Annotated in this window: 21 protein-coding genes; 8 read left to right on the top strand and 13 right to left on the bottom strand. The window is 69.3% G+C overall.

What is annotated here, in order from left to right:
- Positions 1–11: 11 nt before the first annotated feature.
- Positions 12–602 (bottom strand): TetR/AcrR family transcriptional regulator, encoded by a 591-nt coding sequence (locus tag OG801_RS18940; protein WP_406030514.1) that lies wholly within the window; start codon positions 600–602, stop codon positions 12–14.
- Positions 603–650: 48 nt separating this feature from the next.
- On the opposite strand from OG801_RS18940, the gene OG801_RS18935 reads away from it, so the two are divergent.
- From OG801_RS18935 to OG801_RS18925, 3 genes are read left to right on the top strand one after another with little or no spacing between them, the layout of a single operon-like run.
- A complete protein-coding gene (locus tag OG801_RS18935; protein WP_406030512.1) occupies positions 651–2165 on the top strand; it encodes a flavin-containing monooxygenase in 1515 nt (504 codons plus the stop codon).
- Entirely contained in the window at positions 2162–2998 is an 837-nt protein-coding gene (locus OG801_RS18930; protein ID WP_406030510.1) for an SDR family NAD(P)-dependent oxidoreductase, read from the top strand. The genes OG801_RS18935 and OG801_RS18930 overlap by 4 nt, the downstream gene beginning before the upstream one ends.
- A 17-nt stretch (positions 2999–3015) precedes the next feature.
- A complete protein-coding gene (locus OG801_RS18925) occupies positions 3016–3540 on the top strand; it encodes a DUF402 domain-containing protein (protein WP_406030508.1) in 525 nt (174 codons plus the stop codon).
- Here OG801_RS18925 and OG801_RS18920 read toward each other — a convergent pair.
- Positions 3535–4875 carry a threonine/serine exporter family protein gene (locus tag OG801_RS18920; RefSeq protein ID WP_355019893.1) on the bottom strand — a complete coding sequence of 447 codons (1341 nt, stop codon included), beginning with the start codon at positions 4873–4875 and terminating at the stop codon, positions 3535–3537. The two genes, OG801_RS18925 and OG801_RS18920, sit on opposite strands and share 6 nt — an antisense overlap.
- 82 nt (positions 4876–4957) lie before the next feature.
- Here OG801_RS18920 and OG801_RS18915 point away from each other — a divergent pair, with 82 nt between their 5' ends.
- Entirely contained in the window at positions 4958–6085 is a 1128-nt protein-coding gene (locus OG801_RS18915; RefSeq protein WP_406030506.1) for a glutamate--cysteine ligase, read from the top strand.
- Here the strand turns inward: OG801_RS18915 and OG801_RS18910 are convergent.
- The 5 genes from OG801_RS18910 to OG801_RS18890 form a co-directional block, all read right to left on the bottom strand.
- A complete protein-coding gene (locus OG801_RS18910) occupies positions 6082–7197 on the bottom strand; it encodes an FUSC family protein (RefSeq protein ID WP_355019895.1) in 1116 nt (371 codons plus the stop codon). The two genes, OG801_RS18915 and OG801_RS18910, sit on opposite strands and share 4 nt — an antisense overlap.
- Before the next feature lie 32 nt (positions 7198–7229).
- Positions 7230–7880: an HNH endonuclease family protein gene (locus tag OG801_RS18905; protein ID WP_406030504.1), complete on the bottom strand. Its 651-nt coding sequence runs from the start codon at positions 7878–7880 to the stop codon at positions 7230–7232.
- Between the two features lie 109 nt (positions 7881–7989).
- The gene (locus tag OG801_RS18900) at positions 7990–8817 is read right to left on the bottom strand and encodes an MBL fold metallo-hydrolase (protein WP_406030502.1); all 828 of its coding nucleotides are present in this window, start codon (positions 8815–8817) and stop codon (positions 7990–7992) included.
- 68 nt (positions 8818–8885) lie between these two features.
- Complete coding sequence (locus tag OG801_RS18895; protein ID WP_406030500.1) at positions 8886–10133, bottom strand: site-specific DNA-methyltransferase; 1248 nt, start codon at positions 10131–10133, stop codon at positions 8886–8888.
- 10 nt (positions 10134–10143) lie between these two features.
- Positions 10144–10554, bottom strand: coding sequence for a hypothetical protein (locus OG801_RS18890; RefSeq protein WP_406030498.1), 411 nt, complete (start codon positions 10552–10554; stop codon positions 10144–10146).
- Positions 10555–10775: 221 nt separating this feature from the next.
- On the opposite strand from OG801_RS18890, the gene OG801_RS18885 reads away from it, so the two are divergent.
- The gene (locus OG801_RS18885; protein WP_406030496.1) at positions 10776–11351 is read left to right on the top strand and encodes a mismatch-specific DNA-glycosylase; all 576 of its coding nucleotides are present in this window, start codon (positions 10776–10778) and stop codon (positions 11349–11351) included.
- A gap of 4 nt (positions 11352–11355) precedes the next feature.
- Here OG801_RS18885 and OG801_RS18880 read toward each other — a convergent pair whose 3' ends face one another.
- Both OG801_RS18880 and OG801_RS18875 read right to left on the bottom strand, forming a co-directional pair.
- Positions 11356–12513 (bottom strand): hypothetical protein, encoded by a 1158-nt coding sequence (locus OG801_RS18880; protein ID WP_406030494.1) that lies wholly within the window; start codon positions 12511–12513, stop codon positions 11356–11358.
- Between the two features lie 150 nt (positions 12514–12663).
- Entirely contained in the window at positions 12664–16710 is a 4047-nt protein-coding gene (locus tag OG801_RS18875; protein WP_406030492.1) for a carboxypeptidase regulatory-like domain-containing protein, read from the bottom strand.
- Positions 16711–17040: 330 nt separating this feature from the next.
- Here OG801_RS18875 and OG801_RS18870 point away from each other — a divergent pair, with 330 nt between their 5' ends.
- Positions 17041–18879: a hypothetical protein gene (locus OG801_RS18870; protein WP_406030490.1), complete on the top strand. Its 1839-nt coding sequence runs from the start codon at positions 17041–17043 to the stop codon at positions 18877–18879.
- Between the two features lie 10 nt (positions 18880–18889).
- On the opposite strand, the gene OG801_RS18865 is transcribed toward OG801_RS18870, so the two are convergent.
- Positions 18890–19429 carry a TOPRIM nucleotidyl transferase/hydrolase domain-containing protein gene (locus OG801_RS18865; protein WP_406030488.1) on the bottom strand — a complete coding sequence of 180 codons (540 nt, stop codon included), beginning with the start codon at positions 19427–19429 and terminating at the stop codon, positions 18890–18892.
- A gap of 74 nt (positions 19430–19503) precedes the next feature.
- Here OG801_RS18865 and OG801_RS18860 point away from each other — a divergent pair, with 74 nt between their 5' ends.
- A complete protein-coding gene (locus tag OG801_RS18860) occupies positions 19504–20253 on the top strand; it encodes a helix-turn-helix domain-containing protein (protein ID WP_406030487.1) in 750 nt (249 codons plus the stop codon).
- Entirely contained in the window at positions 20247–21032 is a 786-nt protein-coding gene (locus OG801_RS18855; RefSeq protein WP_406030485.1) for a hypothetical protein, read from the top strand. The genes OG801_RS18860 and OG801_RS18855 overlap by 7 nt, the downstream gene beginning before the upstream one ends.
- Before the next feature lie 3 nt (positions 21033–21035).
- Here the strand turns inward: OG801_RS18855 and OG801_RS18850 are convergent, their stop codons facing one another.
- From OG801_RS18850 to OG801_RS18840, 3 genes are all read right to left on the bottom strand, one after another.
- Positions 21036–21647, bottom strand: coding sequence for a nucleoside/nucleotide kinase family protein (locus OG801_RS18850; protein WP_406030483.1), 612 nt, complete (start codon positions 21645–21647; stop codon positions 21036–21038).
- 163 nt (positions 21648–21810) lie between these two features.
- Positions 21811–23346 (bottom strand): alpha-N-arabinofuranosidase, encoded by a 1536-nt coding sequence (locus OG801_RS18845; protein ID WP_406030481.1) that lies wholly within the window; start codon positions 23344–23346, stop codon positions 21811–21813.
- A gap of 254 nt (positions 23347–23600) precedes the next feature.
- Positions 23601–24623 (bottom strand): LacI family DNA-binding transcriptional regulator, encoded by a 1023-nt coding sequence (locus OG801_RS18840; RefSeq protein ID WP_406030479.1) that lies wholly within the window; start codon positions 24621–24623, stop codon positions 23601–23603.
- Between the last annotated feature and the right edge of the window lie 70 nt (positions 24624–24693).

Raw genomic sequence — 24693 nt, 5'->3', positions numbered from 1 at the left:
CGAACGACGTGTTACAGCTCCCCCGACCCGAGCAGCTCAAGCAGCACCGGCAGCGACCCCGCCAGCAGCTCCAGCAGCTCCTCACGTGACAGCCCCGCGGGATCGGCCTTCCACGACAGCACCAGCTCCTCGGACATCGCCTGCCAGCCCCTGACGATCAGGCGCGCAGCGGGCGTGTCAGACACGAAGTCGACATCGGCCTTGAAGATCCGGGCACCGAGAGCACCGAAGGCGTCGTCGTAGATCTGGCGCAGGACGGGGTCGCTGGCGGCGCCGCGGACCATGGAGACGTACCCCTCGTAGTTGGCGTCGACGAAATCCACGTAGGCGGTCATCGACGCCAGCAGGCGCTCGACCGGCTCGCCGGTCTCGGGCGGGGCGGTCTGGGCGACGAGCGCGTCGGCGGCGCGGCGTACGACCGCCTCGCGGAAGGCCATCTTGTCGCCGAAGTAGTGGTAGAGCAGCCCGCGCGAGATGCCGGCCTCACGCGCGACCACGTCGATCGATATCTCGTCGAGGGAGTGGTTCGCGAAGAGGCGAATGCCCAGGTCGAGCAGCTGCTCGCGGCGTTGCTCGGGCGTCAGTCTCGTCCGTTGGCTCATGCCGACCATTCTATTGACATCTGTTCAATAGGCAAGAATACTCTCGGTATGACCACTGCTGACCTCACCCATGTCGACCACCTGATCGTCGGTGCCGGCTTCGGAGGCCTGTGCGCGGCGATCAAGCTCGAGGAGGACGGCGAGCGCGACTTCGTCGTCATCGAGAAGGGCTCCGGCGTCGGCGGCACCTGGCGCGACAACACCTACCCCGGCGCCGCCTGCGACGTCCCCAGCCAGCTCTACAGCTACTCCTTCGCACTCAACCCCGACTGGTCGATGAGCTTCTCGCCGCAGCCGGAGATCGAGGCGTACATCAAGAAGGTCGCCGAGCAGTCCGGCACGCTGGACCGCTTCGTCTTCGACACCGCGATGACCGCCGCGACCTGGGACGAGAGCCGGCAGCGCTGGCTCGTCGAGACCGAGGGCAAGGCCGGGAAGAAGACGTACGCAGCGACCACCGTCATCGCCGGCCCCGGCGCGCTCTCCGAGCCCAAGCTCCCGGACATCGCGGGCATCGACACCTTCCAGGGCGAGATCTTCCACTCCGCGCAGTGGAACCACGACGTCGACCTCACCGGCAAGCGTGTCGCGGTGATCGGCACCGGCGCGAGCGCGATCCAGATCGTCCCGGAGATCCAGAAGAAGGCCGCTCGCCTCGACGTGTACCAGCGCACCGCGCCGTGGGTGCTCCCCCGCAACGAGCACCGCTACTCCAAGCTCGAGAAGGCTGCGTTCCGCCACGTCCCCGGCGTCCAGCGGCTCGCCCGCGCGGCGGTCTACTGGGGCCTCGAGGTCCGCGTCCTCGGCCTCGCTGTGCAGCCCAAGCTCACCCTGGCCCACGAGCTGATGGCGAAGAACAACATCCGCCGCGGCATCAAGGACCCCGAACTGCGCCGCAAGGTCACCCCCGACTACACGCTCGGCTGCAAGCGCACGCTGATCTCCAACGCCTACTACCCGGCACTGGCCGCCGACAACGTCGACCTGATCACCGACGGCATCGCCCGGGTGAGCGAGAACGCGATCGTCGCCAAGGACGGCACCAGCCGCGAGATCGACGTCCTCGTCGTGGCGACCGGCTTCTACACCACCGACCTGCCGATCGCCCACGCGATCACCGGCAGCAAGGGCCGCACCATGGCCGAGCGGTTCGCGGAGGTCGGGATGAGCGCCTACAAGGGCACCACGGTCCCGGAGTTCCCCAACCTCTTCTTCGTGGTCGGACCCAACACCGGTCTGGGCCACTCCTCGATGGTCTACATGATCGAGTCGCAGGTGGCGTACATCCGCGACGCGATCCGCACCATGCGCACCAACTCCTACGCGACCGTCGAACCCACCGAGGACGCCACCTCCGCCTGGAACGACGACCTGCAGCGCAAGATGGACAACACCGTCTGGTCCGAGGGCGGCTGCGCGTCCTGGTATCTCGACGAGCACGGCCGCAACACCACCCTCTGGCCGACTTTCACCTTCCTGTTCCGCCACCTGACCAGCAAGTTCGACGTCGACAAGTACGCCGTCACCGCCGCCACCACGACCAAGGAGAGTGTCCCCGCATGAAGTCCTTCGACGACAAGGTAGTCGTACTCACCGGAGCCGGCTCCGGGATCGGCCGCGCCCTCGCGGTCAACCTCGCCGGCCGCGGCGCCCGGCTGGCGCTCTCCGACGTCAACGAGGCAGGTCTGGCCGAGACCGTCGAGCTCGCCAAGCAGGCCGGGGCCCGCGAGATCAAGGAGGACAAGCTCGACGTCGCCGACCGCGAGGCCTTCAAGACGTACGCCGAGGGCGTCATTTCCCACTTCGGCCAGGTCAACGTGGTGATCAACAACGCCGGGGTCGCGCTGTCGGGCCGGGTCAACGACCTCGACTGGGACGACATCGACTGGATCATGGGCATCGACTGGTGGGGCGTTGTGCACGGCACGAAGTTCTTCCTGCCGGCCCTGATCGAGTCCGGCGACGCGCACATCGTGAACATCTCCTCGCTGTTCGGGCTGGTCTCGATGCCCGATCAGGCCTTCTACAACGCGGCGAAGTACGCCGTGCGCGGCTTCACCGAGGCGCTGCGCGAGGAGATGCTGATCGACGGTCACAACGTCGGCGTCACCTCGGTCCACCCCGGTGGCATCAAGACCGCGGTCGCCCGCAGCGCCCGCGTCTCGGCCAAGGACGACCAGGCCGCGACCGCGAAGTTCTTCGACGAGAAGCTCGCCAAGATGGAGCCGGCTCGCGCCGCGGAGATCATCGTCAAGGGCATCGAGAAGAAGCAGGCCCGCGTGCTGGTCGGCCTCGACGCCCACGTGATCCACAACTTCGGCAAGTTCACCGGCTCGCGCTATCAGGACCTCATCGCCCTGGGGGCCAAGTACGTGATGCCGAAGAAGAACGGCTGATCTCTAGACTGAGCGCCATGCGCTTCGAGGCCGGTCACCCTGTTCGTGTCGAGTTCACGAAATGGGGTGGCCGGCCTCATTGGTCCTTCACGGGCCTCTACCTCGGCGAGGACGAGCACGGCGAGTGGATCGGTCACCCGGTCGGCACCGAGTTCGCCCGCCCGGGTCATGGCTGGGTCGCCGACTGGGAGTCGGTCAGCCTGGTCCCCCACCACGACGCGGCCCACTTCCCCGCGTTCAACCAGCCCAACGATCGGGTGAGCTCGCAGATATATGTCGACATGTGCACCCCGCCGGTGTGGCAGGACTCGACGGTCACCTGCATCGACCTGGACCTCGACGTGGTCAAGAAGTTCGACGGCTCGGTCTACATCGACGACGAGGACGAGTTCGAGCACCACCAGCTCGAGTACGGCTACCCGCCCGAGATCATCTCGATGACCGAGGGCTCCGCCGAGCGCGTCTTCCTCGCGGTCAAGGAGAGCCAGGCACCGTACGACACGACCCCCGAGCGCTGGTTCGAGGTGCTGAGCGGCCTATGAGTCGGTCTCGGCGACAGGCACCGGGGCTCGGTCCTTCCGCAGCGGACCGACCAGGCGCGGCCCGGACAGGCGCGTCTCGATCCGCCACGACCGGCGACTGAGCGGCTGGGCGATGAACTCGCCCAGGTAGACGCCGGAGGCGAGGGCGAGCGCGACCGAGGCCGCGGTGAAGAGGGCGACCAGGCCGACCGAGGTGGTCGCCGGTGTCTCCTGGGCGAGCATCGTGAGACCGCGGTAGATCGAGTATCCGGGCAGGAACGGCACCACCGAGGAGACCACGACGACCAGCGGCGGCACCTTCAGCCGGGTGGCGACCGAGTAGGCGATCAGACCGATGAAGAGGGCGGCCACGGCCACCCGCCAGGTGCGCCCGACGTCGCCGGGTACGACGATCGACAGGATCACGGCGACGCCGGCGATGACCGCGATCGGAGCGAGCGTCCGCTTGGGTGCGTACGCCGCGTAGGCGAAGGCCGCGGCGCCGACCGCGCCGCCCGCGGTGGCGAGGGTGATCGACTGCAGCGAGCTGACGTTGCTCGCCACCCCACCGTGGATCGGCACGCCGACCGCGCCCGCGAAGACCAGACCACCGGTGACCCCGGCGATGATTCCGGCCGTCGATACCAGCGCCTCCATGATCCGCGCGCTGGCGGTGACATGGAACCCGGTCAGGGCGTCCTGGAGGGCACCCATGAAGCTGATCCCGGCCAGCATCACGGTGATGTTGGCGGTGATCGAGGTGGAGACGTCGAGGTCCAGCGGCAGCGCCGCGGCGATGACCGCGAGCAGCGTGGCCAGGCCCGCACCGGCGACCTGCAGGTAGAAGAGCGGCAGCCGCCAACGGCGGTGGAGGAAGTGCTGCAGCTGGTCGATCGCGGCGCCGGAGATGAAGGAGAGGACGATCACCCAGAGCTCACCACCGACGTAGACGGTGAACGCGGCGGCCATCACCGCCATGCCGAGCGTCACCGCCCAGCGCGGCCGGCGGTGGCCGCCGGAGATGATCCGACCGAGCGCGATCCGGGCGCCCTGGAGGTCCACCTCGTCGCGTACGACCTGGCGGACCAGGTGGTCGACGGCGGTGAGGTGGTCGTAGTCGATGGTGCGGTTCTTGACCTGGCGGGTGGTGTGCACCGGGATCGCCTCGGGATCGGCCTGATAGCTCATCGAGAGGCTGGTGTAGGTGACGTCGACCTCGGCCTCGCGAAGGCCCAGATGTTGGGCGAGCGACCTCATCGTCGCGGTCACGTCAGCGGCCCCGGCGCCGGTCGAGATCAGCAGCTCACCGACGCGGAGGCAGAAGTCCAGAGTCAGGTTCACCTCACGCGCGTCCACCGTCACAGGGTGCCATCGGGCCGGTGAACGACAGGCATTCACGATGCTCGACAAACGGGCCCGTGCAAGGAACGCTCAATACATGCGGATCGACTTCCATCCCTCCCCCCGGCCGACGCTCGGCGTCGAGTGGGAGCTCGCGCTCGTCGACCGCGAGACTCGGGATCTGGTCAACGTCGCGGACCATCTCTTCGCCCGGGCCAAACCGCGGGTTCCCCACCCGGGGCGGATCCACAAGGAACTGCTGCGCAACACCGTCGAGGTCGTCACCGGGGTCTGCGGGACGGTCGAGGAGGCCATGGACCAGATCCGTGAGACGACCGTCGGCGTGGTCCGTGCCGGTGACGATCTGGGTGTGGATCTGTTCGGTGCCGGGACCCATCCGTTCGCGTCCTGGACCACGCAGGAACTGTCCGCGGGGCATCGCTACCAGGAGCTGATCAACCGCACCCAGTGGTGGGGCCGGCAGATGCTGATCTGGGGCGTACACGTGCACGTCGGGATGCCGGAGCGGGACCGGCTGCTGCCGGTGCTCAACGGGCTGCTGACCTACTACCCGCACTTCCAGGCGCTGTCGGCCTCCTCACCGATCTGGGCGGGCGTGGACACCGGCTACGCCTCCAACCGGGCGCTGATGTTCCAGCAGCTGCCGACCGCCGGGCTGCCGTTCCAGTTCACGACGTGGCAGGAGTTCGAGGCGTACGTCTCGGACCAGTCCGTCACCGGCGTGATCGAGGACATCAGCGAGATCCGTTGGGACATCCGGCCCTCGCCCCGGATCGGCACCATCGAGAACCGGATCTGCGACGGGGTCTCCACGATCCACGAGCTGGCCGCGATCGCCGCCCTGGCGCACTGTCTCTGTGTCGACCTGGACTCCCGGGTGGCGGCCGGGGAGCCGGTGGCCACGATGCCGCCGTGGCATGTCCAGGAGAACAAGTGGCGCGCCGCCCGCTACGGCGTGGACGCGATCGTGATCCTCAACGACGCCTCCGAGGAGCGGCTCGTCACCGACGACCTCGCCGACCTGCTGGTGCGCCTGGAGCCGGTGGCCGCGCGCCTGGGCTGCGAGAAGGAGCTCGCCGGCGTGCACGACATCATCCACAAGGGTGCCTCCTACCAGCGACAACGCGCCATCGCGGCCTCCACCGAGGGCGACCTGGTCGCGGTCGTCGACTCGGTCGTACGCGACCTGCGCGGGTCGCTCTAGCGCGACGGCAGCGGCGGCAGGGCGTCGGTCGCCTCGAACTGCCCCATCCCGGTGACCCCGAGCAGGTCGACGATGATCGACCTGATCTGGACGAGGATGACCTCGGCGTTGAGTGATTCCGTACGCTCCACCTCAGCCGAGTGCTCGCCGACGGCGAGCAGCACCGACCTGGCCTCCTGGCTCAGTCCGTCCGGGCTGCGGCCCGCGCGGAGCTCGGCCTCGACGACGTCGACGGCGTCGGCGAGCCCGAAGGCCAGTTGGTAGTAGCTCTCCGGGACCACGTCCCCGCGGTAGGCGGACACCGCCGCCCGCCGCACCAATACCCGGGTGCTGCGCAGGGCGCGGTCGAGCGGCTCGACGAGCTCGGCCATGCGATGTACGTGGCTGCGATGTCGGAACCGGAAGGGCGAGACGGCCAGCACCGACATGCCCTCGTCGGAGGCGTCCTGCAGCTCGCGGATCAGCGGGTCGGTGGCGCGCGCGTCGGCAAGCACCTTGAGCCCGTGGACCGCGTCCGCGTCGAGCATCACCTGGCCGGCGGCGCGCAGCAGCGAGGCGATCTTCTTGGCCACCACGGCCGCCTGCTCACCGGGCCGTCGCAGCGGCGCGGCGGGCACGATCGAGGCGGCCACCAGCGCGACCGCACCGCCGATCAGCGCGTCGGTCCAGCGCGTGAATGCCGCGCCGGGCGTCGGCAGCAGCCCCATCACGAAGATGGACTGCACCGCGGCCTGGTTACGGAAGACCTGGCCCGAGGAGATGAAGATCCCCACCGCCATGGCCATCGCGACGACCAGGGTCATCTGCCAGGCACCGTCACCGATGACCTGCACCACGACGTCGCCCAGGAACACCCCGAGCGCGACCCCGATGGTCACCTCGGTCACTCTCCTCAGCCGCTGGCCGTAGGAGGTGCCGAGGCTGACCACCGCCGCGATCGGCGCGAAGACGGGTTGGGCGTGGCCGAGCAGGGTGGCCGCGATGAACCAGGCCACCCCGGCTGCCCCTGCGGCCTGCAGCACGTGCCACCGCTTCGACTTCAGCCGCGCCAGCCGGCGGCGTACGTCGGACTCCACCTGGTCACGTGTGACCCTGGGGGTGGAGAACGCCATGCGCAGATCCTAGGGCAGCCGGGCGCCCGGGATCAGCGCGCGCGGGTCACCGAGACGGACTGGCTGCCGCAGCCGTTGGCGGAGGTGAGGTTGGTGAGGGCGGACTTCTCGGTGCTGTCGACGGAGAGGCGCCAGCGGATCTTCACCGAGACGTACTCCTTCAGGTAGCGGCACTTCTGCAGATCAGGCATCCACTCGGCCGGGTCGGCGTCGGACTTCTCCTGGTTCTCGTTGTCGGTGACGCCGACGAGGGAGCCGTAGTAGCCGAGGTCGTTGGCGTAGTCCCGGCGCTCGGTCGAGGTCCACGTGCGGGCACCGGAGTCCCAGGCCTCCGCGAGCGGGACCATGTGGTCGATGTCGATGTCGCTGGTGGCGGTCCAGGAGAGACCGTCGTAGTAGGAGTACCAGCGGCCGCCCGACAGCGAGCAGCTGGAGCCGACCGTCGGGGCCTCCTCGGCCTCCGCGATCAGCACCTCGTTGCGGGTGCTGCAGCCGTCGCCGTCGGCGTCGATCCAGTGCTGGAAGAGGTCGCGGCTGTAGCCGGTGCGGTTCTCGGCTGCGACCGTGAGGTCGCCGATGGCGGTCGAGAGTGGCTGGGAGTAGGTCTCGGCGTGTGCTGCCGCCGGAATGGTGAGCGGCACGAGGGCGCCGCAGGCGAGGATGAACAGGCCACGGAGTTTCATGGGGGTCTCCCGAGGTGAGGTGTTCGGTCGCCCCCTGACGATGCCGCGTTTTACGCGCCCCGTGTAACCCGGTTACCAGATGTTTCGAGAAGTTCACCCAGCGGTGCGATCACGCCGAGATGAACGGCTCCGTCAGATGCGGCGTCGCCAGGTGAAGCGTCGCCAGATGAAGCGTGCCGGCGGCTTCGCGGCTGAGCATGCGCTCCCTCGAGTGCCTGGCCACCTCAGGATCGATCTCGTGTGAGTAGGCGAGCTCGGGGTGGAGCAGTTGGAGCGCGTGTACCAGGAGGTCGCCGGTGACAAGCGCCAGCTCGCGCCCCTCGGCGACCAGCACGCTCTGGTGCCCGGGCGTATGACCCGGCGTGGCGACCGCGCGCCCGGCGCGCAGGGGCGTGTCACCGTCGAGGAGCCGAAGCCGACCGGCCGCCGCGAGCGGGTCGGTGAGGGTCTCGCGAAGCTGGGGGTTGAGCGCGTCGAGGGCGTCGTACTCGGCCCGCTGGAGCAGGTAGTCAGCGTTCGGGAAGTAGGGTCGGCGGCCGTTGGCCTCAGTCACGACCGCCCAACCGACGTGGTCGGTGTGCAGATGCGTGAGCACCACGGTGTCGACCTCGGCCGGGTCGATGCCCGCGGCGTCGAGCGACTGAGGAAGCACACCGGGCACGGGCGCCCACGAGGCGGCCGGGCCGTCTGCCGGACCGATCCCGGCGTCCACGACGGTGATGCCCTTGTCGCCGCGGATCGCGTAGGCACGGAACTGGAGCCGCCAGCGGCCCTCGGCGTCGACCGCGTCCGGATCGTAGCCGTCGACCTCGGCCCAGTGAGCGGCCGTGGCCCCGGGGAAGGCATCGGCGCGCGGGGAGAAGAACAGGCCCTCGCCGTCGGCGAGGGCGATGATCTCGGTCGAGCCGATCCGGAGGCGGGGAACACTGCGGGTCATGGCCGCGATCCTGCCATGCCTTCCACGCAGTGGTGAGGTGTCCGGTCGCCACCTCACGATGCCGCGTTTCACGCCCCCTGTGTAACGCGATCGACAGGCAATTCGAGAAGTTCACCCAGGTCGCGCTCGACCAACGCCTTCGCGCCGCCGTTCCCGTGGGCCGCGACCACGGCCCGCAGCCGCGCGCGGGTGACATCGGAGACGTACGCCATCTCGGCCTTGGCCGCGTTCGAACCCGGCCGGGTCGTCTCGGCGATCTGGACCGACCAGCACGTACGCCGCGCCCCGTCCTCCACGTTGGCCAGCGCGACCGCGTGGCCGGTCGTGCCGGAGCCGGCGAAGAAGTCGAGGACCCTCGCATCGGTCGGCATCGTGGCCAGGATCCGCCGGATCAGGCCGGTCGGCTTCGGCGACTCGAACAGCGGCCCCACCAGGGACTTCAGCTCCGCGACGGCGGTGTCGGTCGAGCCGATCTCCTCGGCCATCCAGATCGTGGTGAGCTTCTTGCGCCTCGCCTCACCGGAGGCATCGCGGGAGAGCCAGTCGCGCTGGTAGACGTCGACCCGCTCCCCCAGCTTCCCGCGTACGCGACGGCACATCAGGTCGTCGGGACGGGCCGCGATCAGCGGGGCGCTCCACCGCCAGACCGCGGGGCGACCGTCACCGAAGACCGGCCAGATCTCCTGGCCGCCGGCGAACGGCTCGACCGCGACGCGACCGGTGTCCGGGTCTCCCCACACCGGGAAGTGGAGGGTCCTGGCGGTCGCCGGGTTGAACTTCTTGTTGGTGTTGCGCAGCGGCAGCCGCCGGTAGTGGCGCCCGTCGTCGGTGACGAGCGGGAAGTCCTGCTCGTTGACGGCTTCGGGGATGCTCGACTCCAGCGCGCAGGCCCGCGCGTCCTTGGCGTAGACCAGCAGATACTCGTGGGACGTCGCGAACCCGTTGCCGAGCTGGCGGCCCTTGGGGTTGAGGTTGACCACGATCTGCGCGAGCTGGTTGCGCTCCTCGAAGACCTCGTCCATCAGGACCTTGAGGTGGGCGGCCTCGTTGTCGTCGATGGAGACGTAGATCGCCGCGCGCTCCGACATCACGGTGCGCGCCGCCTGCAGCCGGGGCCTCATCATCGCGACCCAGGCCTCGTGGCGACCGGCCCGCCGGCCGTCCTCACCGCGCCGGTCGTCGTGGTAGGCGAAGAGGCTGCCGGTGTTGTAGGGCGGGTCGATGTAGATCAGGTCGAACTTCTCCCCCGCCACCGAGAGCGCCCGAAGAACGTCGAGGTTGTCGCCCTCGACGAAGGTGTTCCACGGCTCCCCCACGCGGGGAACGTTAGCCGACCGGGATCTCGGTGCTCAGCAACGCGACCGATCGCTCGGCCACCAGGCACTGGATCTTGGTGCTCTTCGGCGGCGTGACGCTCAGGACCACGTCATCGCCGGTCCTGCCGGCGGTGATCGTCGCCGGGTCCGGAGTCTCACAGCCGTCGTAGACCGTCTGGGCATAGAGCCGCTGGCCCGACGGGACGTGCGCGAGCAGCCTGGTCGCGTCGGTGGTGAAAGATGCCTGGAGCGAGGTGCCGAGAGTGGCTGCGTACGCGTTGATCGCAGGTTCGTCCGGGAGGGGCGTCGCGGTCTTCTCCAGATCGCCGTTGGCCGCGCCGCCGGCGGAGACCAGGCCGCGTACGGGCTTCTCCGAGCTCGGCGGGCGGGACGGCTCGGGCTGGGGCTTCGGCTTTGGCATCGGGGTTCCGGACGGGGATGGCGAGGCCGAGGCCGAGGGCGACGGGCTCGAGGCCGGGTCGGTCCCTTCATCGGCGGTGCCGCAGGCGGAGACCAGAAGCGCCGTCGCAGCGAGTGCGAGTGGGAGAAGACGCGTGGGGTGCATATTTCACATACTCCCCACGGCACCCTGCTGTTGCACCCCCGACCGGCACGTCGTTACTGAGATGGAAGGATCACGCCGTGGCCCGCTTCACCCAGGCCGAGCTCCAGACCTACTACGGCGCCTCGGTCCCCGACCTCCTTCCGGCAGACGACCAGCCCCTGCACCTCCTCTTCGTCGGCATCAACCCCGGCCTGTGGACGGCAGCGACCCAGACCCACTTCGCGCACCCGCTCAACCGCTTCTATCCGGCGATCTTCCGGGCCGGGATCACCACCCGTCCGATCGACGCGTCGGCAGGGATGACGCCGGAGGACCGCGACTACTTCCGGGCCCGGGGCATCGGCTTCACCAACATCGTCCGTCGCGCCACCGCGAAGGCCTCCGAGCTCAGCAACGCCGAGCTCAAGGAGGGCGGCGCCGAGCTGTTCTCCCTGGTCGCACGGAGGAAACCGGCAGTGGTCGCGATCGCCGGGATCACCGCCTACCGGACCGCGTTCAACCGCCCCAAGGCCAAGCAGGGCCTCCAGCCGGAGCCGCTGGCCGGCGCCGAGCTCTGGGTCGTACCGAACCCCTCGGGCCTCAACGCCCACGAGACCGTCCCGACCCTGGCCGCCGCCTACGCCGAGGCTGCCCGCGCCGCCGGCCTGATCTGACTGCTCAGAACCCCGTCGGCGCTTCCGGCAGGTCCGGAACCCCGAGCTTCGCCAGCAGCGCGACCGCGTCGTCGGCCGAGACCCGCGACGGCTGGGAGTGGAGCATGTCGTCGACGGCGAGGTCGACCTCGCCGGTGAGGCAGACGAGTACGTCCTCACCCTCGGCCTCGGCAGGCCCCTGGAAGGCGAGCACGGGGAGGTAGGAGAGGTCGAGGGATGCGGTCTTCTGGAGAAGACGTACGGCGGCGAGCACATCGGCCCGCGGATCGGCGACCTCAAGCGGGCGGCCGTCGACAGAGGCCGCGCCCGAGGCCGGCACCTCGACCATGCCCGCGGTCGAGGGGATGTCGTGCTGCTCGATGACCGCGACCCCACCTGGATGCACCACGACCGCCTCGAGCTCACGCGACCCGATGCTCACGTTGAGCACGACCAGCGCCGACTCGAGCTGGCCGAGCGCCTGGCGGAGCTTCTCCTCGCCGAAGGTCTCCGGCGCGCCGAGGTCGAGCATCCAGCCGCCCGCGGCGGTGGCCACCCACGAGGCGGTCTCCTGCTCCTTGAGCGCCACCAGCTTCTCGGCCTCCTGCCGCAGCCGGTCCCGCTCGAGGGCCGCGTCGTGGGCACGGCGCCGCTCGTCGTCGAGCTCGGCGCGCAGCATCGCGACCTCGCTCTCGGCCAGCTGCTGCAGCTCGCGGCGCCGCTCCGCCTCCCGGGCACGCTCCTCGGCCCGCTGCTTCTCGGCCCGCAGCCGGGCGACCTCGAAGCGGCGTACGCCCTCTTCGAGCAGCCCGAGCGTGCGGTCGGAGACGGCCACATCGGCGCCCGACTCGAGCCGGTCCCGCAGCGCACCCCAGTTGACCTCGGGGTGGTCGGTCACCAGCGCGTCCAGCACCTTCACGAGTACGTCACCCTCGACCCCCACACGCGAAGCGAGTGAGGCCTGGTTGAACCGAGCCGGCGCGGGCGCCGCGGTCGGGGCCGGAGCCAGGCTCCACTGCCCCGGCGGCCCCTCGACGAAGCCGCCCGAGTTCAGCACGCCGAGCAGCTCCTCCTCGGTCAGCAGCACCCGCTTGCCCTTCAAAGCGGCGCGCAGAACCTGCAGGCTCAACGGAGCCCGCAGGCGCAGGATCTCGGCGACGGCCGGCATGGAGGAATGAGGCATAGGGGCTGGTTAGGGGGTTGTTCTCGCAAGCGCCGCGATCGTACACCGCAGCACCGACATTCGAGCCCAGCCAGAGCGGTTCCGAACAAACACGCGAAGGCCCCGGACACCAGCAGGTGTCCGGGGCCTCGCTGTCGAGCCGGTCGAGCGCTAGTCGAGCGGCTTCAGGTCGAAGTCGTAGACAGTCGTCTGACCAGCCACGATCTGCGCCTTCTTGGTCGCCGGGACGAACCCGTCGGCCGCGACGACCACCTGGAGCGGCGCGTTGGACTTCTGCATCCAGTACCCGTAGGTGCCGTCCGCATCAGTCCGAAGCGTCACGTCGTACGACACGCCGTCGAGGGCCACCACAGCACCCTCGAGCGCCTCACCCGAGCCCGTCACCGTGCCCGTGATCTTGCCCCAGCCCGCGGGCGCCTTCACGATCATGGTCGCCGGGACCGGCGCCACGGTGTAGGGCGTGTTGTTCCCGATGACCACGTCGGCCGTGTAGGTGCCAGGCTGGTCGACCGTGGCGGCGAACGTGGCGACCGCGGTGACCGACTTGCCCGGCGCCAGGGTGAACGACGGCGGCTGGACGTCCAGCCACGCGATGCCACCGCCGCCACCGGCCTCACCGGTCACATCGAGGATGATGTTGGAGTCGGGGAACCCGAGCTCCGCGGCGTCGGTCGGCTCCGGCGTACCGCAGGCGTCGGAGGCCAGGTAGGTCGGCGAGGTCTCGGCGGCGGGGTTGCCGCCGAAGTAGACCGCACCACCGGCGACGGAGACGACCAGGATGTCGTCCGGAGCGATCTCCGCCGACGCCGCGACCGGCACCGTGTAGGTCGCCCCGAAGTCGCCGGTCACCGTCGTCGTACCCGACCCGATCGGGGTCAGGTTGGCGAAGGTGAACGCCGCGCCCTCCGGCAACGTGTAGAGCGTCGCCGTCACCGGCGTGCTCCCGTTCGCCGACTCCTGCACCGCGAAGCTCACGCTGGTGGGCGTGAAGCCGCCGGAGATCCCGAAGTCACCGGGTGAGTAGGTGCGCAGGATCGTCGTGGTCCCCGAGGGGCACGCGACCGAGCTGGCCTGCACGACCTCGTGCGAGCTCGAGTGGGACAGGGTCGTCTCACCCGCGGGAGTCGGCGCGAGAGCGGTCACCGAGGGCTGCCCCGACGAACCGAGCTTGCTCCCCGACTTCGACGAGGTCAGACCCGACGCCTTCGAGCCGGCGCCCGGCTTGGTCTCGACCGTGGTGGCTTTGTTGGTGACGCTCTTGGTGACGCCGGCCGAGGCGGTCTTGTCACCCTGGATGACGATCTCCTCGCCGGTGGCACCCAGATCGACCTCGGCGGGTGCGGACCCGGTGTTGGTGATCTTCAGGTTGCGGGAGACCGAGCCACCCATCGCGAGGCTGGCGTTCAGCGCCGTCTGGGTGACGGCGAGCCGGCCTGCCTTGAGCTGGGCGTTGGAGGTGAGCGTGGTGTCCTCTGCGACGGTGAGGTTGCGGCTGATCGGGTCGTAGTCGGGCGCGGTGAAGCTCACGCCGTACTTCCCGGTCACCAGGTCGACGCTGTAGGAGCCGTCGGCGCCGGTCTCGACCGTCTTGACGGACCCGCCGGCGGTCGGGGTCAGGGTGACCTCGGCGCCGTCGATGCCTGCCTTGGTGTTGTAGTCCTTGACGACACCGGAGACCGTGCCCATCGGGGCCAGGTCGAAGGTGATCGACTTGTTGTCGCTCAGCGAGGCGGTGTTGAGCGAGAACTGGGTGCCGATCGTGCCGGTGGCGTTCTCGATGCCGATCGTGGCCGAGCTGCCGAGGGCTCGATCCGAGCTGGGCAGGTCCCCGTAGCCGAGCTCGACCCGGCCGTCCTCGAAGAGGGTGACCGAGAAGTCGAGCAGCTGGTCGGCGCCGTTCAGCGGGAAGACGTCGCGCCACTCGATGACGAACGCGTCCACACCGTCGACCGTCGTCGCTCCGGTGAACACGTCAGCCGCACCTCGGGCGTCGAGGTCGTCCCAGAACGGGTAGATCGCCGCGTTCGGCACGGCCGTGGACGGGATCGCCCCGTTGCCGTAGGCCGTGCTGGACGCGAGGAAGTTCACGTGACCGTTCGATGCGACGTACGCCTTGGCGTAGCTGCCTCCGTAGAGCGGGAAGCTGAACGGCAGGTCCACCGAGGCGGCCGCGTCGTCACCGTCCAGCCCGAGCGCGGTGGTGCCGGAGCGTACGCCGCTCGAGCCCTCCGAGCAGAAGTAGCCGTAGTCGTCGTAGGAGAAGACCACCTTGACGTTGTGCGTCTTGGCGCCCGTCACCTCGATCTCGGAGCTCGTGGCCTCGGCACAGCCGGACCCCTCGGTGAAGATCGTGTACGTCCCCTCCGGGACGCCCGCGATCGAGTAGGTCCCGTCGGCGCCCGAGGTCGCGGACAGGTTGCCCGGCGAGAGTTGGACCTCGGCCCCCGCGATCGGGGCGTTGGTGCTGGCGTTGGTGATCGTGCCGCTGACCGTGTGCTTCGGAGCCTCGGCGAGGTCGAAGTCGACGGTCGTGGTGGCGTCCTCGGTGACCGTCGCCGACCCCGTCTCGGTGACGAAGCCGAAGGCGGAGGTGGTCAGGTCATAGTCACCGACGAAGACACCGGCCGAGAAGTGACCCTCGGCGTCGGTCGTGAGAGTGCGGTCGAGAGCGTCACCGTCGAGCTCGACGGTCGCGCCCTCGATCGGCTCGCCGCCGCTGGTGACGGTGCCGGCGACCGTGCCGCCCTCGGCCGGAGCCAGGGCGATCAGGCGCGCCAGGTCGAGGTAGCCCTCGCCGTACACGTTGTTGTTCTCGGCGGTGCCACCGCAGGTGGTGTCGTCGACGTCGGTCGCCGCCTCGTTGAGCAGGCGGCGGGTCTCCTCGACGTTGCCGATCAGGGTCGGGTTGTAGCTCCACAGCGCCGCGACGGCTCCCGCGAGGTGCGGGGCGGCCATCGAGGTGCCGTTGTAGCTGCCGTACGAACCACCCGGGAGGGAGGAGCGTACGTTCACACCCGGTGCCGCGATGTTGGGCTTGACCAGGCCGTTCTGGCCCGAACCACGGCCCGAGAAGGAGGCGACCGCGCCGGAGGAGTCGACCGCGCCCACCGAGTAGGTGAGGACGTTCGCGCCCGGGGAGGACGTCCCCTGGCACATCGAGCCCGGGTTGCCGGAGGCCCACGAGGAGAACTGGCCGGCTGCGTTCCAGGCGGCGTTCACGTCGTCGAAGAAGGAATCGATGTAGCCGACGCCGTTCCAGCCCCAGGAATTGTTGATGACGTGCGGGCGCTTGGCGACGTCCGGGTTCTCACCGGAGGCGTCGGTCGGCTCCAGCAGCCACCAGCCCGACTCGAGGAGTCCGGCGTCGCTGCCGCAGCAGCCGTTGGTCTCGATCCACTCGGCGTCGGGTGCGACACCGATCTGGTTGCCGGCGCCGTCGTCGCCGATCATGGTGCCCATGGTGTGGGTGCCGTGGCCGTCGAGGTCGCAGGGACCGCTGGAGCAGTCGCCGTAGGCGTCGTACCAGTTGTAGTCGTGGGTGAAGGTGCCGTCACCGTTGTTGCCGCGGTACTGGTTCACCAGGGCCGGGTGGGTGTAGTCGGTGCCGGAGTCGACGCTGGAGACCACGATGCCGGCGCCGGTCGCGCCCTGTTCCCACGCCTCGGGAGCGTTGATGAAGTCGATGCCCCACTCGATGCCCTGCGGCGCCTTGGTGGCCGTCTCCTCCTTGACCGGTTCCACGAGCGAGAGCTTGGCCCGCTCGTGGACGGTCTTGATCTCCGGGTCGGCGGCCAGCTTCAGCGCCAGGTCCTCGGAGCCGTCCTTCACCAGGATCGCGTTCGAGATCGCGTACGTCTTGTAGCTGACCTTGGCGGAGTCGAGCTCGGCGACCGCGCCGGCCTGAGATGCCTTCGCCGTCTTCTCGAGCGCGTCGACGACGTACTGGCCACGCTCGGTCCAGTCGTCGATGGAGGAGGCCGGGCCGAGGTTGGCCTTGTCGGAGAACCGGAGCCAGAAGTCGGTCGAGTCCGACTTCTCGAACTTCGACTCGAGGGTGGACGTGAGCTTGGCCGCGGGGGCCTTGTCGTCGGCTGTAGGGGTGCCGGCGAATGCGGGGGTGGCGGCAAGCATCGCAGCCGTTGCGGCGAGTATGCCTGTGGCTGCTACGGCCGATCGGCCGAGGCGTGAATATCTCAAGGTGGGTCTCCTTGCGGAAACCGTCGGCAAAACCCGCGAACAGAGATCGTGCACATTTCCCGGGTAATGCGGACGGATCGATTATTGCCACGGGAAAGCGTTCTCTCGATTTGTTACGGGCGCAGTCATTCGGAGCGCTGGAGCGCGGCAGATACCTGCCAATGTCGTAAAAGCGTCACGGCTCTAGACAAGTTGGCGAGGCAAATATGACACGGCTGCGTCATTGACACCCGCCCCCGGTATCGGCGTCAGCCGAATCCTCCGTCAAAGGCCGGGTCGTTGACGTAGGTCCGCTTTCCGTTCGCTGTACGTTTTTGTAAAAGGAGGGGCATGTCTGCGATCAAACGCGTGACGAACACGTCCGAGGCCGAGGCGCTGGCGGCGTTGCTCAACGGCGACTCCCGCACGAAGCCGACCGTGGTGGTGACGGTTGCCTCAGGACACACCGAGCCCTACGCCGACGTGGAGCGGATCGCGGCCGAGATCGGCGATCTCGCCGACCTCTACCTGGTCACGACCGGCGGCCACACCTGGGCCTTCTCCAACAAGATGACGCCGGGCACGCAGGTCTACGGCGGTGCCGGGCGGGTCTACCCGGTCGGCCTGGCGTGGAACATCGACCTGAAGCTGGCCCCGCTGCGGTTCGCGTGGAGCAAGTCCGAGGGCCGCAAGCTCACCGGGCAGCTCATCGACGACTCCCTCGACATGGCCGCGGCGGCCGGCCTCTTCGACAGCGCCCGCACCGCCTCCACCCGCGAGCGGCGCGCCGGCATGGTGCTCTCGATCATGAGCGAGCGCGCGCTGGTAGACCTCGTTGGTGGCGATATGGCCTCGGTCCCGCCCCAGCTCGCCCAGGCCGGTGTGCCGATCGAGCGCGTCCTCGCCCCCGGGATGCACGTCGACGGCGTACTCGAGAAGAAGTCACGCTGGCTCGACATCCGGGAGAGCCGTCCCACCGCCGAGGAGGCATTGAAGACGTACGCCGCCGGGGACGTCGTCCCCGCCGAGGTCCGCTCCGTGCTGGCCGGCTCGGCCGACCTGCGCCTGCATCCCGATGTCACCGTCGAGCTCTTCCGCTCGGATGTGACCGGCGACCCCGACGACGACCTCTCGGCGCTCCTCACCCCTGGTGAGGTCGTGCTCGCGCGGGTCGTCGCCGCCGGGCCCAAGTGGCGGCTATCGCTGCGCGAGGTCCGCGAGCACGACACGGCCCGCGAGGCTCTCGCCCTGTACGCCGGTGGCCCGCCCTGGCTCGACCCGGATGCTCCGCCGCCTGCGGTCGTCGAGCATGTCGATCCCGAGCCTGCACCGCCGGAGACCGCTCCGGTGGTCGACGCGGTCGAGCCGGTCGAGCCTCCCGCCGAGTCCGTGGTCGAGGCTCCGGCCAAGCCGGCGATCCCGAGTCCCGCGATGATGCCGCGGCGCAAGGGCGAGCCAGTCCGCGCGGTCCGGCCGGCACCTGCGCCGTCGCCATCGCCCGAGCCCGTGCCGGAGAAGGAGCACGCGCCGGCGAAGAAGGCCGCGGTGCAGTCGATGTCGCTGCAGGTCACCGCGATCAAGGCCGAGAAGGCACATCTCGAGGCGGAGCTGACCGAGCTCCGCGATCAGGTCTCCGGGCTGCGCAACGAGCGCGTGCAGTTCGCCAAGGACCTCGCCCGCGCGGCCCGACAGGTCGAGACCCGCGACGCCGAGCTGGCCCGGATGCGCTCCCAGCTGCGCCGCGCCAAGCAGCGCACCGCACCGCCCGACGTCGCCCTACCCGTCTTCGCCGACCGCGAGCGCGGCTTCCGTCATCTGGTCGAGGCCTCCTGGGCCCGCCGGATCCCCGTCGGCGAGCAGCCGACCCGCCCGCTGCCGGACTTCGCGATCGGCGAGCGGTTCCTCGACAGCGTCGACGCACTCGAGGGCATCGCCGTCGACAAGATCGCCGACGTGGTCATGGAGGTGCTCACCGGCCTCGCGGAACAGTCGACCGGCCGCGAGCTGCACCAGCTGCGTACCTCTGCCGGAGGGAACTCCGCGCCGCAGTCCCGCCCCGACGGCGCGGTCTGCTACCGGGTCTCGATGCAGATCCACACACCCAGCGCCCGCCGGCTGCACTTCTGGAAGTGCCCCGACGGCACCATCGAGCTCTCCCGCGTCGTCGTCCACGACGACATGGAGCCCTAGGGCCTGGGCGTCAGCCCCAGCACCAGGTCAGCAGCCCGACGAGCGGGTCCGGGATCGACTCGAGCTCGACGGCCTCACCGAGGATGGCGCCGTAGCGGATCTTGCGTCCCGACGCGGTGCCGAAGAAGCGGTGCAGCTGGTCGGCGACCTCCTCGCCGCGGTGCTCGGGCTGGTTCTGCAGCGTACGGAATTTTCCGCCCTCGCCGTTGGCCTCGAGGATCTCGACGATCCGCGCAGCCCCGATCGCCCGGATCATCTCGTCCTCGAGGTCGCGCCGGCACGCGAAGAACCCTTGCCCGGAGAGGTCCTCCCCGATCTGCCTGCCGAGCGCGTTGGTGACGAAGTGCTCCTCGGCCTCGTCGTAGAGTCCGCCGACCCGATGTCCCGCCGCTGTCGTCTCCCGGATGAACCGCCCCGCGTTCCCGGCGCCGCCCATGGAGACGACCTCGATCCCGAGCTCGACGAGCTCCACCCCGTAGCGCGGAGCCAGCGCCTCCACCAGAGCCTTGTCGGACTCCCCCTCGACAAGCAGCGTGATCGGTCGCGTCATGGCGCACACCTTAGAAGAAGGTACGCCGCCGCGCCTGTTCCATATATGCAACAAGTCGACCTAGGGTTGCATATATGGAACAGGACGTCGGAAGCCTGGTCGCCGAGTGCATCGAGCGATCGGGGCTCAACGCGCGCCAGGTGGCCGCACGAGCCGGTGTGGCCGCGTCGACCGTCCACCGGATCCTCAACAACCAGGTCAGTCCGTCGGTCGCGACGCTCCACAACATCACCGCCGCCTGCGGGCTCGACCTGACGATGAGCACCTCGACGCTGGCGTCCCCGGCAGCCGCCGCGGCGGCGCGAGCGATCCTCGACGAGCACTACCCGACCGAGGTGGACGCCGAGATCGAGGAGTGGGCGGGCCGGCTCGACACCTGGGCCGACGGCGACGCGGTTCAGATCATCGAGGAGGCGGCGCGAGCCTCCGGCGTACTCCACCGCGCCGACGCGATCCGGCTCAGCGGGGAGGCAACCATCGGCCGGCTCGCGTCCGCCGGCGACGCCTCCGGTCAGCGTTGGGCGGTCTCCGGCGCGGCCGGCCTGGACCTCCCGTCCTTCGACGAGGCCGTCCCCCGGATCTCGGTCCTGTGGTGCGAGGATCCGAGCGAGATCCGGCCGCTGCTCACCGGCGGAACCCTCCGTCCGGCGTCCGCGCCGCACCGGTCCACCGTGGTCATCGCCGCCGCCGAACCCAACCTGTTCCTCGGCACGTTCGAGCGCGATCGGGTCGTCTACGCAGCCCCGATCCAGATCGCCATCGACGCCATCTCCGTCGGCGGAGACGCCGCGGCCCGCGCCCGCGAGGAGATCCGGACATGGTGACCAAGCAGCCCCGCTGGGCACCGGACCCCGAGACGTACGCCGCCCGCAAACCGACCACGAACGACACCTACCGGGAGGTCGCGGACCGCGATGCCCTGCTGCGCGACACCGGCGTCTGGTGGACCGAGGTCGACACCGCCCGCATCCTGCCGAGCGACACCGACCGCGCCTGGCGTCGGTTCCGCGCGAGCCTGCCCGAGCTGATCTGGAACGCCGCGAGGCTCGAGGGCAACAGCTTCACCCTCCCCGAGGTCCGCTCGCTCCTCGACGGCGACACCGTCGGTGGACACACGACCGCGGAGGAACTGCAGGTGCTGGCGCTGAACGAGGCGTACGGCGCACTCCGCGACCTGATCGGCTACGGCAGGTTCCATATCGACAAATCGACGTCCGATCGCCTCAACCGCATCGTCGCCCGCCACGAGACGCTCGACGCCGGGAGGTTCCGCGGCGAGGGCACGCTGCGCCGCAATGGCAGCGAGCTGCTCCGAGCCCGTTTCGCCACGCTTCAGGAGCGACTTGCCGAGATCGGCGACCCACGGCTCCAGGCACTGATCTACTTCTGCTCCGCCGCCCGGACCCGGTTCTACGCCGGCGGCAACAAGCGCACCGCCCTGCTGATGATGACCGGCATCCTGATCTCGAACGGCTTCGACGCCGTCACCGTCCCCAACGCCCGACGCCTCGAACTCGACCACGCCCTCGACACCCTCGTCACCACCGACGACGCCACCGAGCTGATGGCCTTCCTCGTCGACTGCGCCACTTCCGAGGGCTGACGGCTACAGCACCAGATCCGCCCGATCCCGCGTCGCCCGCACCAGCGCGGCGTTGCGCAGATCGCTGGCGGCAATCTTCGCCTCCGCCTCCTCCCGCGACCTCCCGCCGGCGAGGAACCGCTCGAGCAACCTGGGCACGAGGACGGCGTCCGGAACATCGACGAACCACACCTCATCCAGCAGCCCGCGTACGTCCTTCCACGGCCCCTCATTCAGCAGCAGATAGTTGCCCTCGGTGATCACGATCGGCTCGTCCTCGATCACGACCCCACCGGGCACAGGCTCGTCGGTGATCCGGCTGAACGTCGGCCACTCGACCCGCCCCTCACGCACCTGCCGCAACGCCGCCACATACCCCTCGGCGTCGAAGGTGTCCGGCTCGCCCTTTCTCCCGCGCGCCCCCATCGCGTCCAGCTCCGCGTTGCTCCGGTGGAACCCGTCCATCGGCGCGACGACCGCAACGTTCCCGGACTCGTTGAGTACGTCTCGCAGCCGCTCCGCCAACGTCGACTTCCCTGCTCCCGGAGGCCCGACGATCCCGAGCACGAACCGGGCGCCCGCCTTCTCCTTGAGCTGCTCCGCCAGCCGAACGAGTCCGTTTCCACTGAGGGTCAAGGCAAACCTCCACGACGCACCCGGGTAGCCCGGCAATCGGGCCTTTTACTAGACGATGACACTTTGTGAACGGTTCACAGAGTGTCATCGTCTAGTAAGAGCATGGCGGAACGCCGCTCACGCCGTGTGATCCCGGGCCAGGCATCAAGTGACGCCCGGGCCGTCACGACACCGCCACCTCGAGCTCGACGACCGACCAAGACAACGGCGGAAGGTTCAGCCGCACGGCGCCGTCCTGGACACCGACGTCGCGAAGCGGCACGAGCCCCACTCGGTCAGGCGCAGCCTCCACGTTGGACGTGTGCCGGTCGCCACCCTCGGGGATGGTGAGGACCTCGGCGCTCGCCACGCGCGCCACCCCGAGCCCACGCAGATCGACGGTGACATCAGAGGCCTCGTCGAGGCCCCGGTTGGCGACGAAGAGCGCGACCCGACCGTCCACCTCGGACCAGGTCGCGGCCGCGTCGATGACGTCGACGTCGCCGAACTTCTCGGTCGAGATCTGGTCGGCCGAGACCGCCAGCCGCATGATCTGCCCGCGGGCGAGCGAGGCCATCCGGGCGAAGGGCCAGAAGATCGTCTGCCGCCAGGCCGGTCCGCCCTCCTCCGAGCGGATCGGGGCGATCACGTTGACCAGCTGAGCCTGGTTGGCGATGCGTACGCGGTCGCCGTGGCGCAGCAGGCTGTTGAGCAGGGTGCCGACGACGACGGCGTCGGTGACCGAGTACTCGTCCTCGATCAGCCGCGGGTGCTCGCGCCACTCCTTCTTCACCTGATCCGGCTGGTCCTCGGAGTCGAGGCCTTCCATGTACCAGACGTTCCACTCGTCGAAGGAGATGTCGACCTGCTTGGTGTGCTTGCCGGCCGCCTTGACCGCGTCGATCGTCGCCACGACGCCGTCGATGAACGCGTCCATCCCGACTGCCTCGGCGAGGAACGAGGCGGCGTCCCCGGAGCGCTCCTGGTAGTACTCGTGCATCGAGATGTAGTCGATCTCGTCGTACGCGTGGGTCAGTACGGTGTGCTCCCAGGTGCCGAACGTGTCCATGTAGCGGTTCGAGGAGCCGACCGCGACCAGCTCGATCGAGTCGTCGACGAGCTTCATCGCCTTGGCCGTCTCCTGCGCCAGCCGGCCGTACTCGTGCGCCGTCTTGTGGCCGATCTGCCACGGCCCGTCGAGCTCGTTGCCCAGGCACCACAGCTTGATGTCGAAGGGCTCTTCGGCCCCGTTCTTCCGCCGTAGATCCGACCAGTACGTCCCACCGGGATGGTTCGCGTACTCGACCAGCGCCCGCGCCTCCTCGACCCCACGCGTACCGAGGTTGATCGCCTCCATCACCTCGACGCCGGCCTCGCGGGCCCAGCCCATGAACTCGTGCAGGCCGAACTCGTTGGTCTCGATCGTGTGCCAGGCGCCGTCGATGCGGCGGGGCCGGTCCGCGACCGGGCCGATGCCATCCTCCCAGCGATAGCCGGAGACGAAGTTTCCCCCGGGGTAGCGCACCACCGTCGGGCCCAGCTCCCGGACGAGCTCGAGCACGTCCTTGCGGTAGCCACGGTCGTCGGCGGTCGGATGGCCGGGCTCGTAGATGCCGGTGTAGACACACCTCCCCATGTGCTCGACGAACGACCCGAAGAGACGTCGGGGTACGTCGGCGATCGTGAAGTCACGGTCGATGGTGATACGTGCGCGGGTCATGGCCCGAAACTATTACATCGTTGTAATGACGCTGGCAAGAGTCCCCGCCTCCCCTATTCGGTGGATCCCTTCCGACCCCGACCGGCCACGCCTCGATCACGAGTGCCAATGGGAAGCATGAAGTCCCGAAGGCCACGCTCCCGATGAGTACGACGATGCTCGTCGCCGCAGGTATCGGCTACCTGCTGGGCATCCTCGTCGGCGTCTGGATCGCGCACGGCCGCTGGACCGCGCACTAGACCACCGCGGCCGCGCTACCGCGTCGTGCTCGCACGGACGACCAGCTCGTGCGGGATCGCCACTGCGCGAGGAGGGCTTGTCCGATCCCCGATCCGGGTCAGCAGCAGGTCGACAGCCGCCTCGGCGAAGGCGTGCCGGTCCAGGGCGATGGTGGTCAGCGACGGATGCATGAACCGAGCGTGCTCGACGTCGTCGAACCCGGTCATCAGTACGTCGCCGGGCACCGAGATCCCGTGCTCCTGGAGCACGTGCATCGCGCCGAGGGCGATCGAGTCGGTGAACGCGACGATCGCGTCGAAGCCGGCGTCGCGGACCAGCAGCTCGGCGGCCGCCTCGGCGCCACCCGCCATCGACCACTCCTCGACGTACACCTCCAGCCGCAGATCAGGCTCGATTCCGTGCTCCCGTAGCGCCCGGTGATAGCCCTCCAGCCGCTGGATGCTGGTCGCCGACGCACCGGTAGCGCCCGTCTTCCCGCCCAGCGCCGCGACCCGTCGCGCGCCGCGCTCGAGCAGGTGCTTTGTCACCTCATACCCGGCTTGCCGGCTGTCGATCAGCACCCGGTCGACCTTGTGCTGCTCGACCTCGCCGATCAGCACCACCGGCGGCAGCTGATCGTCGTGGACGACGATGCTGTCCTGGAGCCGGATCGGGTTGAGGATCAGCCCGTCGATCTGGTGCTCACGGGCCCGCGAGACCAGCTCGTACTCCCGCTTCGGCTCGGCCCCAGTCTCCTCAATCTGGACCGCCATCCCGCGCTCGTGCGCCACCTGCACCACCCGGTGCACCAAGTCCGCCGAGAACGCCGTCGCCAGATCCGGCAGCGCGAGCGCGATCACCCCCGTCCGGCCGTTGCGCAGGCTCCGGGCGCTCAGGTTCGGTACGAACCCCAACTCCTCGACCGCCGCCAGCACCTTCTCCTGCGTGTCCGGACGTACGAACACCGTCCCGTTCATCACGTTCGACACCGTCTTCGGCGACACCCCCGCCAGCGCCGCGACATCCTTCACCGTCGCCCGCCGCGGCCTCCTGGTCATGGGGTCAGCGTAAGTCAACGATTCATCCCGGCACCTCACGCTCTCTTGGACCCACCCACCTGGTTCGGCA

Origin of the sequence: Nocardioides sp. NBC_00163, assembly GCF_045206295.1 — a bacterium.
Lineage (GTDB): Bacteria > Actinomycetota > Actinomycetes > Propionibacteriales > Nocardioidaceae > Nocardioides.
Note: the sequence above shows the minus strand (reverse complement) of the source record. Positions and strands in the feature narration are given on the sequence as shown.